The organism is Kitasatospora sp. NPDC059088, from assembly GCF_042738155.1.
GTDB lineage: Bacteria > Actinomycetota > Actinomycetes > Streptomycetales > Streptomycetaceae > Kitasatospora.
The window spans coordinates 1-13,139 of the sequence record NZ_JBHYGR010000089.1 but is presented as its reverse complement, the minus strand read 5'-3'; the positions used below and the strand labels follow the sequence as shown (position 1 = coordinate 13,139).

General features: G+C 74.1%; 11 protein-coding genes. 8 read left to right on the top strand and 3 right to left on the bottom strand.

Annotation, left to right across the window (positions count from 1 at the left end):
- Window positions 1–613 precede the first annotated feature (613 nt).
- Window positions 614–1,312 (top strand): class I SAM-dependent methyltransferase, encoded by a 699-nt coding sequence (locus ACFWXO_RS31120; RefSeq protein WP_380527863.1) that lies wholly within the window; start codon window positions 614–616, stop codon window positions 1,310–1,312.
- A 68-nt stretch (window positions 1,313–1,380) separates the two neighbouring features.
- A complete protein-coding gene (locus ACFWXO_RS31115) occupies window positions 1,381–3,258 on the top strand; it encodes a SpoIIE family protein phosphatase (RefSeq protein WP_375884632.1) in 1,878 nt (625 codons plus the stop codon).
- Window positions 3,259–3,362: 104 nt separating this feature from the next.
- Here the strand turns inward: ACFWXO_RS31115 and ACFWXO_RS31110 are convergent, their stop codons facing one another.
- On the bottom strand, window positions 3,363–5,552 hold the full coding sequence (locus tag ACFWXO_RS31110) for an MMPL family transporter (protein WP_380527832.1): 2,190 nt from the start codon (window positions 5,550–5,552) through the stop codon (window positions 3,363–3,365).
- A 167-nt stretch (window positions 5,553–5,719) separates the two neighbouring features.
- On the opposite strand from ACFWXO_RS31110, the gene ACFWXO_RS31105 reads away from it, so the two are divergent.
- Window positions 5,720–6,343 carry a TetR/AcrR family transcriptional regulator gene (locus ACFWXO_RS31105; protein WP_375884626.1) on the top strand — a complete coding sequence of 208 codons (624 nt, stop codon included), beginning with the start codon at window positions 5,720–5,722 and terminating at the stop codon, window positions 6,341–6,343.
- A gap of 33 nt (window positions 6,344–6,376) precedes the next feature.
- Here ACFWXO_RS31105 and ACFWXO_RS31100 read toward each other — a convergent pair whose 3' ends face one another.
- Window positions 6,377–7,333 carry a LysR substrate-binding domain-containing protein gene (locus ACFWXO_RS31100; RefSeq protein ID WP_380527830.1) on the bottom strand — a complete coding sequence of 319 codons (957 nt, stop codon included), beginning with the start codon at window positions 7,331–7,333 and terminating at the stop codon, window positions 6,377–6,379.
- A 192-nt stretch (window positions 7,334–7,525) separates the two neighbouring features.
- Between ACFWXO_RS31100 and ACFWXO_RS31095 the strand changes: the two genes are divergently transcribed.
- The 5 genes from ACFWXO_RS31095 (at window position 7,526) to ACFWXO_RS31075 (ending at window position 11,102) form a co-directional block, all read left to right on the top strand.
- The gene (locus ACFWXO_RS31095) at window positions 7,526–8,077 is read left to right on the top strand and encodes a peroxiredoxin (protein ID WP_375884621.1); all 552 of its coding nucleotides are present in this window, start codon (window positions 7,526–7,528) and stop codon (window positions 8,075–8,077) included.
- A 3-nt stretch (window positions 8,078–8,080) separates the two neighbouring features.
- Entirely contained in the window at window positions 8,081–8,623 is a 543-nt protein-coding gene (locus ACFWXO_RS31090) for an alkyl hydroperoxide reductase (RefSeq protein WP_375884619.1), read from the top strand.
- Between the two features lie 128 nt (window positions 8,624–8,751).
- Window positions 8,752–9,132: a hypothetical protein gene (locus ACFWXO_RS31085; RefSeq protein WP_380527828.1), complete on the top strand. Its 381-nt coding sequence runs from the start codon at window positions 8,752–8,754 to the stop codon at window positions 9,130–9,132.
- Between the two features lie 10 nt (window positions 9,133–9,142).
- On the top strand, window positions 9,143–10,750 hold the full coding sequence (locus tag ACFWXO_RS31080; protein WP_380527826.1) for an alpha/beta hydrolase: 1,608 nt from the start codon (window positions 9,143–9,145) through the stop codon (window positions 10,748–10,750).
- Window positions 10,743–11,102 (top strand): hypothetical protein, encoded by a 360-nt coding sequence (locus ACFWXO_RS31075; protein ID WP_380527825.1) that lies wholly within the window; start codon window positions 10,743–10,745, stop codon window positions 11,100–11,102. Before ACFWXO_RS31080 ends, ACFWXO_RS31075 begins: the two co-directional genes overlap by 8 nt.
- Here ACFWXO_RS31075 and ACFWXO_RS31070 read toward each other — a convergent pair.
- Window positions 11,084–12,586 carry an AI-2E family transporter gene (locus ACFWXO_RS31070; RefSeq protein ID WP_380527823.1) on the bottom strand — a complete coding sequence of 501 codons (1,503 nt, stop codon included), beginning with the start codon at window positions 12,584–12,586 and terminating at the stop codon, window positions 11,084–11,086. The two genes, ACFWXO_RS31075 and ACFWXO_RS31070, sit on opposite strands and share 19 nt — an antisense overlap.
- Window positions 12,587–13,139: the final 553 nt, after the last annotated feature.

The window sequence follows — 13,139 nt, the reverse complement described above, 5'->3', positions numbered from 1 at the left end:
GCCCCCACCCCCCCCCCCCCCTACCCCCCCCCCCCCCCCCGGGGCGCCCCCCCCCCCCCCCGCGCACCCCCCCCCCCCCCCGGGGGGCGGCCCCCCCCCCCCCCCCCGGGGGGGGGCCGCGCCCTCAACGCTTCCCCGGCGCTGGTCCCTACTGTGCACCTCGCCGATTGACGTTCGATAAACGTCCGATTGTCAGCCTGCGGATCGGTGAAACCGCAGGTCAGCGGCGTCCGCCCCGGCGCGCTGTGCGGCGTGCGGGGCCGGTCGCACCACCCGGCCCGCACCCCCGTGCTTCCGCGGACCCGTCCCACATCGGCCCAAGCATGACGAGTTGGCCGGAAAGGGACCCCATGGCGCAGTGATCACGCATATTCTCAGATGCCAGTACGCACACGAGTGTCTGCCGGCAACGTGTCGGGGTGCAGGCCGTCTGTGTGATGCGGGGAGCGTGACGTACCGCCACCGGCAGCGGCCCAGGAGGCTGCGGAGGAGCCGACCGGAGGCCACGGGTGGAAGGGTGCCTCTCAACGTGACGACCGGACAGATATCCGACGCGTTCCCGGTCGGCGAGGACGCCGGCGACGACGGGCCGGGCGGCCCGGACGGCCCCGACGTGCGGCGACGCCGGGCGGCCCGGGCCCTGCAGGCGGTCGCCTTCGACACCATCGGTGCCGGGTACGGCGAGGCCTTCCCCGCCAAGGACGGCCAGCTGGAGTGCGGGCGGCGGCTGCTCGCGGAGCTGGAACCCGGCGCCCGGGTGCTGGACGTGGGCTGCGGCACCGGCGAGCCGACCGTGGGCCAGCTGACCGCCGGCGGGCTGCGGGTGACCGGGATAGACCTCTCGGACGTGATGCTGACGCTGGCCCGCCGGGCTCGGATCGAGGGAGCGCACCCGGCCGAGTTCCACCGCATCGACCTGTACGATCTGGCCACCGAGCGCGCCGACCGGGTGTGGGGCGTGCCCGCGCTGGGGTCGGCGGGCCGCGGCACCTTCGCCGCCGTCACCGCGTTCTTCTCACTGATCCTGCTGCCGCAGGACGAGATCCCGACCGTGCTCGGCCGGCTGCGCGAACTCCTGCGGCCGGGCGGACTGCTGGTGCTCGGTATGGTCGAGGCGGACCTGGATCACGTTCCGCTTCCGTTCCTTGGCAGAGAGCTGCGGATCAGTGGGTATCTGAGGGAGGATCTGGAGCGGGTTCTGGTCGCGGCCGGTTTCGTCGTCGAGGAGTGCTCGGGGCATCCGTACGCGCCGGCCAGTACCACGCTGCCGCCGGAGGAACAGCTGTTCCTGTGCTGTCGACGCGTCGGCTGACCGACCAGAGGGCCAGAACAGCTCACCGTCCAGACCTCCCGACCACACCGAATCCAGGACAGGCAGCCGTGCGCGACCAGCTCAAGACCGAGGCGGAGCAGCCGCCCGCCGTCCCGGGTCAGCGCGTCCGGATCCCGGCCCGGCCGGACGAACCGGTCAGGGCCGTGGCCCCGGCGAAGCCTCCGACGGCGCGGCCGGACCGCACCGGGGCGGCGGACGGGCTGGCGGACCGCCTCGCCTACCTCGACGCGGCGACCCGGCGGATCAACAGCGCCCTCGACCTGGCCGCGACCCTGCGCAACATCGGCCGGGTGCTGGTCCCGACCCTCGCCGACGCCGCCGTCGTCCACCTGCGCGACCCGCTGCCCAACGTGGAGCGCGAGCCCGGCTTCCCCGAGGAGCTGCGGATCCACCACAGCACCGGCACCCGGATCGGCCGCCGCGGCCGCAAGAGCGGCGCGGACGACCGGCACCGCTCGCGCTTCGGCTCCCGCTCGACCGCGGACACCGGCCCGGCCACCCCGGTCACCCGGGGCGGCGCGCTGGCGCACATCCTGCTGAGCCGCCGCCCCGCCGAGTCGGCCGTCCTGGGCACGCCCGCCGCCGAGCGCACCGAGGCGCTGCTGCGCGAGGTGTACGGCCCCCGCGGGCTGGCCCGGCTGGCGGCCGGCACCTCGGTGGTGGCCCTGCCGCTGCGCGGCCGCAAGGCCGTCCTCGGTCTGCTGGTGCTGATCCGCCGGCCCCCTGAACGCACCGGCCGGCCGGCCTTCGACGCGGCGGACACCGCGACCGCCGCGCACCTGGCGACCCAGGCGGGGCTGGCGGTGGACACCGCGCTGCGGTACGCCCGCGAGTGGGAGATAGCCAACGAACTCCAGCGCAGCATGCTGCCGTTGCGGTTGCCGCAGTCGCACGGCGTCCGGCTCGCCCAGCGCTACCTGCCCGGCGAGCGCGGCGCCCAGGTCGGCGGCGACTGGTACGACGCGGTCCCGCTGCCCGGCAACCGGGTCGCCCTGATCGTCGGCGACGTGATGGGCCACTCGCTCACCTCGGCCGCCATCATGGGCCAACTCCGCACCAGCGCACAGACCTTGGCCGCCCTCGACCTGCCGCCGCACGAGGTGCTCTACCACCTGGACGAACAGGCCCAGCGGCTCGGCCGCGAACAGCACCTGGCCACCTGCGTGTACGCGGTGTACGACCCGATCGCCAACCGGGTCGTGCTGGCCAACGCCGGGCACGTCCCGCCGGTGCTGGTCCGCCCGGACGGCACGGCCGAGTTGGTGGAGCTGGACTCCGGGGCGCCGATCGGGGTCGGCGGGGTGGACTTCAACTCGGTCGAGCTGCCCGCGCCGCCCGGATCGGCGCTGCTGCTGTTCACCGACGGCCTGGTGGAGACCCGCACCCGCCCGCTCAGCGACGGCCTGGAGGTGCTCCGCGCACGGATCGCGGCCGCCCGCTGGCAGTCCCCCGAGCAGCTGTGCCAGGAGGCGCTGCGGATCCTGCCGCCCGGGGACCGCGGCGACGACATCGCCCTGCTGGGCGCCTGCTTCGACGGCATCCCGGCCGGGGACGTCGCCCACTGGTACCTGCAACCGCGCAACGAGACGCCGGGCCGGGCCCGCCGGCTGGCCGCGCACACGCTGCGCCGCTGGGGGCTGGACGAACTGAGCGAGGCGACCGAGCTGATGGTCAGCGAGCTGGTGACCAACGCCGTCCAGCACGCGACCCGCCCGGTCACCCTGAGCCTGGTGCGCACCACCCGGCTGCGCTGCGAGGTCGGCGACGACAGCCCGCTGCTGCCGCGGCCGCGCCGTACCGGTCCGGAGGACGAACGCGGGCGCGGGCTCCAGATAGTGGCCCGGTGCGCGGACCGCTGGGGCGCCACCCGGCTGGGCACCGGCAAGGTGGTCTGGTTCGAGCAGCGGCTGCCCGCCGCGACGTGACGGTGCCCGCCGGGACGTGACGGTGCCGCCGCGACGTGACGATGACCGGCGGGACGTGACGGTGCCCGGCGGGACGTCGGATCCCGCCGGGCACCGCCGGGCCGTCAGACCCCCGCGGGCTCCTTCGCCGACCGGCGCTCCCCCTCCAGCCGGGCGATCAGCTGCTCGCCCTCCATGTCGACCTTCGGCACGACCTTCTCCAGTCGCTTCGGGAACCACCAGGCCGCCTTGCCGAACAGCGCCATCGCCGCCGGCACCAGGGCCATCCGCACCACGAAGGCGTCCACCAGCACGCCCACCGCGAGGGCGAAGCCGATCGGCTGGACGATCGGGTCGTGCCCGAACACGAAGGCCCCGAACACCGAGACCATGATCAGCGCGGCCGCCGTCACCACCCGGGCGCCGCCCTTCACGCCGCCGACGACCGCCTCGCGCGGCGCGTTGCCGTGGACGTACTGCTCCTTCATCCCGGAGACCAGGAACAGCTCGTAGTCCATCGCCAGCCCGAACAGCACGCCGATCAGCAGGATCGGCACGAAGCTGACCACCGGGCCGACCTTGGGCACGTCGATCAGGCCGTCCAGCCAGCCCCACTGGTAGACCGCCACCACCGCGCCGAGCGAGGCCAGGATGCTGAGCAGGAAGCCCAGCACCGCCTTGAGCGGCACCAGCACCGAGCGGAAGGCCAGCGCCAGCAGCACCAAGGCGATGCCGACGATCACCGCGACGAACGGCGGCAGGGCCTGGCCGAGCTTGGTGGAGACGTCGATGTTGGCGGCGGTGGTGCCGGTGACGGCGATGCTCGCGCCGGTCGCGGCCCGGATGCCGTCGCGCTGGTCGCGGATCTCGTTGACCAGTGCCCGGGTGTCCTGGTGGTCCGGGCCGGTCCTCGGGATCACCGGCACCAGGGCGGTGCCGCTGCCCGTGTCGACCTTCGGGGGCAGCAGGGTCTGCACGCCCTTCAAGCCCTGGAGCCGGCCCGCCACCTCCTGGACGGCCTGCTCGGGGCGCGGTGCGCCGTGGGCGTCGACGACCACCACCAGCGGCGCGTTGAAGCCCGGGCCGAAGCCGTCGCCGACCAGGTCGTACGCCTTGCGGGCGTCCGTTCCGACGGCCTGTGAGCCGCCGCCCGGCAGGCCGAGGTCCAGGCTCGCGGCGGGCACCGCCATGGCGCCCAGTCCGGCCAGGCCGACCAGCAGCACGGGCAGCGGGCGGCGGACCACGAAGCGGGCCCAGCGCTCGCCGAGGGTGACCTTGCCGTGGGTGGTGAGCGCCCGCTTCCAGACCGGCAGCCGGTCGATCGCGCGGCCGGTGAAGCCGAGCACCGCGGGCAGCAGGGTGATCGCGACCAGGACGGCCACCACGACGGCGCCGGAGGCGGCCAGGCCCATCACCGTCAGGAACGGGACGCCGGCCACGGCCAGTCCGGCGAGCGCCACGACCACGGTCAGCCCGGCGAAGACGACGGCGCTGCCGGCGGTCGCGGTGGCCCGGGCCGCGGACTCCTCGGGCTCCAGGCCCTCGGCCAGGTGGCGGCGGTGGCGGAACAGGATGAAGAGGGCGTAGTCGATGCCGACCGCGAGGCCGACCATCAGGGCCAGCACCGGCGCGGTGGTGATGATCTCGAACGAGCCGGTCAGCGCCAGCAGCCCGGCCATCGCGACGGCGACGCCGACCAGCGCGGTCAGCAGCGGCAGCCCGGCCGCGACCAGGGTGCCGAGGGTGATCACCAGCACCAGCCCGGCCACCACCAGGCCGACCGCCTCGGAGCCGCCCTCGATCTGGGCGAACCTGTTGTACGCGTCGCCGCCGAAGGCCACCTCCAGCCCGGCCGCGCGGGCGGGCTCGGCGGCGGCCCGGACGGCGTCCCGCTGCTGGTCGGTGACCTCGGCGAGCTTGTGGTCGAAGGAGACCAGCGCGATCGCGACCCTGCCGTCCGGGGAGACCGCGCCGGTGGCGTACGGGTCGGGCACCGCGGCCACGCCGGGGACGTGGGCGATCCGGGTGACGGCCTCGCCGACCGCCCTGCCCGCCTCGGGCGAGGCCATGCCGCCGGGCGCCGGGGCGGCGAAGACCACCTGGGCGGAGCCGTGGCCCTGCTCGGGGAAGGTGTCCTTGATCCGGTCCAGGGTGGCCTGGGCCTCGGTGCCGGGGACCTTGAACTCGTCGCTGGTGCTGCCCGCGAGGGCGCCCGCGGCCCCGCCCACGGCGATCAGCAGCGCGACCCAGACGGCCAGCACGGCGCGCCTTCTCCGGAAGCAGTAACGGCCCAGTCGGTACAGGTACGTGGCCAAGGTCTGACCCCTCGCGGTGCGGTCGGCGGACGGACGGGCGCCCGGCGGGTGCCCGGGCGACCCCTCCCACGGTAGACCCAAGTTTGTCGAGTGACAAAGTTGACCGACCCAATCGACCGACACGGTTGTCCGACACAGTTGTCCGCCCATGGCGCTACCCTGGCTGGATGGCTCATGTCCCCGCCTCCGAACGCCGACCGCAGCTGGTCCGGGCCGCGATCGACCTGATGACCCGGGAAGGGGTCTCCGCCGGCAGCACCCGCGCGATCGCGGCGGAGCTGGGCGTGGCACAGGCGACGGTGCACTACACCTTCGGCACCAAGAAGGACCTCTACCGGGCCGTCGTCGAGGAGGTCGCCGCCCAGTTCATCGACCAGGTGCGCGCCGCCTCACCCGGTGACGGGCCGTTCGGCGACCAGGTCCGCACCCTGGTCCACGCCCTCTGGGAGGCTGCCACCGGCGAGGACGGGCGCTGCGTCCTGCTCAGCGAGTTCGAGACGCTGGCGATGCGCGACCCGGACGTCCGGGAGATCATGCTCGGCCTCCAGCACGCCATGGAGTGCACCGCCACCGAGATGCTCGCCGCCCTCGCCGCCGCCCACGGGCTGACCCTGGCGCTGCCCGCCGACCGGATCGCCGCCCACTTCCTCACCGGCTTCGACGGCCTGACGGCCCGCCACCTGATCCGGAGCCTGCCCGGCGAGCCGCCCGCCCCGGAGACCCTGGAGGCGCTGGACCTGCTGGTGACGACCACGGTCGGCCTCTGCCTCGGCGCACCGGCGGTGCGCTGACGCCTCAGGGCGCACCGGCGGCGCACTGACGCCTCAGGGCGCGTCGACGATCCGGACCGGCAGCTCGGCCAGCACCTCGCGCAGCGCCGCGCCGAAGCGCTCGTACTCGGCACTGCGGGCCGACCCCGGCCGGGTGGCCAGCCCGATCCGGCGGCCGGGCGCCGGGGCGGCGAACCGTACGGCGGCCAGCCGGTCGGTGCGACCGGCCTCGACGTCCAGCGCGGTGGCCGGCAGCAGCGTCACCCCGAGCCCCCCGGCGACGAGTTGGACCAGGGTGGACAGGCCCGCCGCGCGAGTGGTGGAGCCGGCCGGGTCGGCACCGACCTCGCGGCAGATGTCGAGGGCCTGGTCGCGCAGGCAGTGGCCCTCCTCCAGCAGCAGCACGTCCAGGTCGAGCAGCACGTCGCGCGGCACGTCGACCCACCCGGCGAGCGGATGCCCGGGCGGGGTGACCAGGACGAAGTCCTCGTCGAACAGCGGGATCTCCCGGGTCGGCGAGGAGCCGCCGGCCGGGAGCGCGAGCAGCAGGACGTCCAGCCGCCCGGCGGCCAGGCCCTCCAGCAACGAGGGGGTGCGCTCCTCGTGGACGTGCAGCTCCAGCTCCGGGAAGCGGTCGCGGACCAGCCGCAGCACGGTGGGCAGCAGGTACGGGGCGACGGTCGGGATCACCCCGAGGTGCAGCGGTCCGGTGAACGGACGGCGGGCGGCGTCGACCTCCTCGGTGAGGGCCTGCAAGGAGGCGAGCACCCGGCGCGCGTGCCCGTGCACACGCTCCCCCAGGGGAGTGACGATCACCTTGCGCGTCGTACGCTCGACCAGCTGCGCGCCCAGCGACTCCTCCAGCGCCGCGACCGCCCCGGACAGGGCCGGCTGACTGGTCCCGGTGGCGGCGGCCGCCTCCCGGAAGTGCCGGTGCTCCGCCACCGCGACGAAGGCCTTGAGCTGGGCGACCGTCGGCGTGCGCGGGCTGCGGACTGTGGCGCTCCCCACAGCCGCCTCGGGTTTGGCGGCGGCGGCCCTGCGGCGGGCGGGCCGGGAGGGGGGTGGTTCAGTACTGATAGCAATCTCCGATCAGACACATCAAGTGTAGCTATTTCTCTGATCAGTCCACGATGTGGAATCGTGGGTCCTGTCCGGAATCCGGACAAAACTCCCCGCAGTCTCATCCCAGGAGAAGCGAACGTGCTCACGATCGGCGACAAGTTCCCCGAGTTCGACCTCAAGGCCTGTGTCGACCTGGATGCCGCGAGCGCCTTCGCCGACATCGACCACAAGACCTACGAGGGCAAGTGGAAGATCGTCTTCTTCTGGCCGATGGACTTCACCTTCGTCTGCCCGACCGAGATCGCCGCGTTCGGCAAGCTGAACGACGAGTTCGCCGACCGTGACGCCCAGATCCTCGGCGTCTCCGGCGACTCCGAGTTCGTGCACCACGCCTGGCGCAAGGACCACAAGGACCTGCGCGACCTGCCCTTCCCGATGCTGGCCGACATCAAGCACGAGCTGATGCGCGCCTGCGGCGTCGAGGGCGAGGACGGCACCGCCCAGCGCGCCGTGTTCATCGTCGACCCGAACAACGAGATCCAGTTCGTCATGGTCACCGCCGGCTCCGTCGGCCGTAACCCCAAGGAGGTCCTGCGGGTGCTGGACGCCCTGCAGACCGACGAGCTGTGCCCGTGCAACTGGACCAAGGGCGAGGACACCCTCGACGCCCAGGCCCTCCTGGCGGGCTGACCCATGGCCCTCGACGACCTGAAGGCCGCCCTTCCGGACTACGCCAAGGACCTCAAGCTCAACCTGGGCTCGGTCATCGGCAACTCCGACCTCCCCGCCCAGCAGCTCTGGGGCACCGTGCTGTCCTGCGCGATGGCCACCCGCAGCCCCGCCGTGCTGCGCGAGCTGGAGCCCGAGGCCAAGGCCAACCTCTCCCCGGAGGCGTACACCGCCGCCAAGGGCGCGGCCGCGATCATGGGGATGAACAACGTCTACTACCGGACGCTGCACCTGCTCTCCGACAAGGAGTACAGCACGATGCGGGCCGGTCTGCGGATGAACATCATCGGCACCCCGGGCGTCGAGAAGATCGACTTCGAGCTCTGGTGCTTCGCCGTCTCCGCCATCAACGGCTGCGGCCAGTGCCTCGACTCGCACGAGGCCGTGCTGCGCAAGGCCGGCGTCGACCGTGAGGTCATCCAGGCCTCGATGAAGATCGCCGCCGTCCTCCAGGCCGTGGCCGGCGTCCTCGACTCCGAGGCCGCCCTCGCCGCCGTCAACGCCTGAACCACCCGCACCACCCGAGGGGCCCCTCCGCACGGAGGGGCCCCTCGGCGTTTCCGGCGCCCGGCGGGCCCAACTCGGCTACAGTGCAAGGCGATCCGTGCACGACATTCGGTCGAGGGGGAGCCGCGATGTCCGACCATCCGGAGAACGGCGGGGGCTTCCGCGCCAACCCGGACGAACTCCAGCAGGCCGGTGGCACCGGCGTCGAAACGGCCGAGCAGATCCCCGGCGAGCTCAAGGTCCTGCTCGAGGCCTCGAACCAGTCCGCCTCCGGACTGGCCGGCCTCCGGTGCGGCACCGCACTCGGCACCTGCGCCAACGCCTGGAACACCCTGCTGACCGACCTGCACGCCACGATGGGCCGGCAGGGCCGCGGCCTGATCGAGGCGGGCCTCGGCTACGGCAGCACCGACCAGCAGATCAGCACGGCCTTCGGCCCGGACACCCGTACCGTCCCGGTGGGCCCGACCGCACGGCAGAAGCACAACTTCGTCCTGCACTTCGGTTAGGGGCGACCGCATGGACCTCGCCACACTGCGCGACACCGACCTGAGTCACCTGTACGCGGCGGCCGATGCCTACGACAAGCTGCACGGCGCCTTCGGGCAGCACGTGGACAAGTGGCGCGACGGCGTCGACGGCCGCATCGCGGCCGCCGACTGGGCCGGCCCCTGCGCCGACGCGGCCCGACCGGCGCTGCGCCGCAGCACCGGCGAGCTGAAAGCCGCCCACAGCGAGATCGGGCAGATCGGCAGGAGCATCCGCGCCGGCGCCGACGCACTGGCCCTCGCCCAGTCCGCGCTCCGCACGGCACTGACCGACGCACAGACGGCCGGACTGTCCGTCGACGCCCGTGGCACGGTCTCCTGGCCGCCCGGCAGCTACGCCGACCAGCACGACCCCGAGTACCGGAAGAGCTGCGAGCGCGTCGCCACAGCACTCGCCGCCCGCATCTCGACTGCCCTGACCGAGGCCGAAGCCGTCGATCAGGCCATCGCCACCCGGCTCCAGCACTACGTCGAGCGCGCCCAGGACGGCACTGGCCTCGACTCGGGCGCCGCCCTCAGCGACCGGCTCGACCCCACCCTCGCCCCGGACGGCCTGCTGCTCGGCAGCGTCCCCAAGGACGACGCACCGCCCACCGAGGTCAATGCCTGGTGGAATGCGCTGCCCCCCGACAAGCAGCAGTGGCTCGTCCACGAACACCCGGACCTGGTCGGCAACCGCGACGGCGTCCCCGCGGTCGCCAGGAACCAGGCCAACCGGATCCTGCTGCCGAGACTGATCGCCGAGTACGAGCGGGGTGGCCGGTCGTCCGATCCGAACGACGACCTGAGGCTGGCCGGGTACCGCAGGATCGCCGAGCGGCTGCGCCGGACCGACGGAACGGAACCGCCGGTCTTCCTGCTCGGCATCAGCGGGGAGGGGCAGGGGCGCGGCATCATCTCCTTCGGGAACCCCGACACGGCCCAGGACGTCACCTCCCTGGTCGGCGGTCTGGACACCACGCTGCAACGCATCGGCGGCGGCGACGCGGACCGGGCGAAAGCCGTGTACGACGCGGCCCAGCGCGCCGACCCGACCCGCAGCACCGCGTCCATCGCCTGGCTGGGGTACGACGCGCCGCTCAGCTTCCCGGAGGCCGGCGACCTGAGCCGCGCGCAGGGCGGCGTCGACGCCTACCGCAGGTTCCTCGAGGGGCAGCGCGTCACCCACCAGGGCGCTCCGGCCCACGTCACGGCCGAGGGCCACAGCTTCGGTTCGCTGCTGGTCGGCCTCGCCGCACGGAAACCGGCCGGGATCGCGGCCGACGACGTCATCCTGGTCGGCAGCCCCGGCACCGACGCCTTCCACGCCTCCGAGTTCTCCGTCGGGGCCGACCACACCTACGTCGGCGCCGCCTCCTGGGACCACATCTCGCACCTGGGCTGGTTCACCAGGGATCCGGCGAGCGTCGACTTCGGCGCCCACCGCTTCGCCGTGGACGGCGGGTCCCCCGACTTCACCGCGCACTCGTCCTACTGGGACGACGGCCCCGGCGACGACCGCACCTCGGTCGACAACATCGGTCGGATCGTCAGCGGCCACGGCAGCCGGATCACCCCGGCGGCCGGACGTCATGACTGACCCCCGCCCCGGCGCCCCACTGGAGCCACGGTCCGGCGGGGGCTGCTGGACGGTCCTGGTCACCGTCCTCTGGGCAGTGGTCTGCCTCGTCGCGGTGGTCTGGACGGCGTTCGCCGCCGAGGACCCGCCCTGGCACGGGTACTACGGACTGCTGTGGGTGGTGGGGCTGCCCTGGAGCGGTCCGGTGCTCGGGGCCGTGCTGACCCGCAGGGCGCTGCGGCACGGTGCGCCGGGCCGGTGGCACTGGGCCGCGCGGGAGGCCGGGATCGCGACCGGCGCGGTGCTGGGGCTGGCGGCCGTGGCGGTCGGCACCGCCGTCCTGTCCGCCCTCGGTCAGTCGGCGGCCGGCTGAGTCGCCGCCGGCCGGGTGGCGGCCGTGCGTTCGGCGGCCTCGCGGGCGGCTTCGAGGGCGGTGAAGACGGCCTGGCCGGCCTCGTTGCGGCGGCGCAGGTGGCCGACCACGGTGTTGGTGACGGCGATCAGCGGGACGGCCACGACCGCGCCGCCGATGCCGCCGATGATGCCGCCGGCCGCGACGCCGAGGACCACGCCGAGCGGGTGGACCCGGACGGCGCGGCCGAGGATGAGCGGCTGGAGGATGTGGCTCTCCACCTGCATCACCGCGATCAGGACGACCAGCACCATCAGCGCCGTCCACGGCCCCTGGGTGACCAGGGCGATCAGGACGGCGACGGTGCCGGTGACGAGGGCGCCGACCAGCGGGACGAAGGCGCCCAGGAAGATGATCACGGCCAGCGGCATGGCCAGCGGCACGCCCAGCAGGTCGACGCCGATGCCGATGCAGAGCGCGTCGATGAAGGCCACGCAGACGGTGCCGCGCACGTACGCGGTGAGCGTGGTCCAGGCCTTGGGCCCGGCTCCGGCCATCGCGAAGCGGGACTGCCGGGGCAGGCCGCGCAGCGCCCAGTTCCAGATCCTGGAGCCGTCGTAGAGGAAGAAGAAGGTGGTGAAGAAGGTCATCAGCAGCGCGGTCAGGATCTCGACGGCGATCTGCGCGCCGGTGATCGAGGCCGAGGTGAGCTGGTCGGTGTTGGTGGTGATGGCCTTGGTGATCTGGTTGGCGAAGTCGGTGATCTGCTGCTGGGTCAGGTGCAGCGGGCCGGTGATCATCCAGTCCCGGAGCTGGTTGACGCCGGTCTTCACCTGGTTGGTGACGTCGGGCAGGTTGGTGGACACCTGCCAGACCACGAACCAGCCGACCAGCCCGATCCCGGCCAGACCGCTGAGGAAGACCCCGCCGGCCGCGAGCGAGCGCGGCACCCCGCGCCGGCGCAGCCAGGACACCGAGGGCTCCAGCAGCGCGGTGATCAGCAGCGAGGCCAGCACCGAGAAGGCGACCAGCCGCAGCATGTCGACGACGTAGAAGAGGACGTAGAGCGCGGCGCCGAGCAGCAGCAGCCGCCAGGTCGACTCGGCGGCGACCCGCAGTCCCCACGGCACCGCCTCGGCGGGGGTGGCGGGCCGGCCGGGGTGGTACTCGCGGCCGAGTCCGGTGTGCGCGGGGGGTGCGGTCGGCGCGGCGGGCGCGGCCGCCGCGGGCGTGGTCGCGGGAGCGGGGGCCTCGGCGGCAGCCTCCGCGACGGCCCCGGCCTCGGCCTCGGGCGCCACCCGGGCGGCGAGCGGCGCGGCCGTCGGCGCGGGGTCGGTGCGCGGCACCGGGACGGGGCCGGGCGCCTCGGCGAGGGCCGGTACGGGGAGTTCGTGCGGATCGGCCGCCATCGCGGCGCGCCGGCGCCGTTCGATCACGGCGGCCGCGCTCGCCACCACGGCCATGCCCTTGGCCACGGCCTTGAAGGCCTTTCCGCCCCGCGCCATCCTCGCTACCACCGCTTCCCTGCCGGACCCGCCGAGCCCGGCGGTAACGCCGTGGGTCGCACCACGGCCGTCAGGGATGACGCTACCCGGCGGGGGCGGGGCGAGTCCGCCCGCCGTGGGGTTCGGCTTCGACCACTTCACTTCACGAAGCCGGACAAAACGCCAGGTTTCAGGTGGTTTCACCCAGGCGCGACGGGGGAGGACTTCGAACGGGACGCCGAGTCGTCCCATCAGGCCGACCGGTGCCGTGGAGCCGGTCGTCCGGATCGCTTCCATCGAGCCAACCGCCGGCGGACCGGCCGGTGCGGGGAGCTACCAGGACCCCTCCCCGCGCCCCGCGTCCGCACCAGGACCGCACCGCCCGTGGGCGCCTTGGTCAGCGCAGCCCGGGCGGCGCGGCCCGCCCTTCCCCGGCCGCCGCGCACGGCGTGCCCGGGAACGCCGCGGGCCCCCCCGGGGGGGGGGCGCCGCCCCCGGGGGGGGGGGCGGGGGGGGGGGGCCGCCCCCCCGGGGGGGGGGGGGGGGGGTCACCCACGTGGGGGGGCCCCAACAC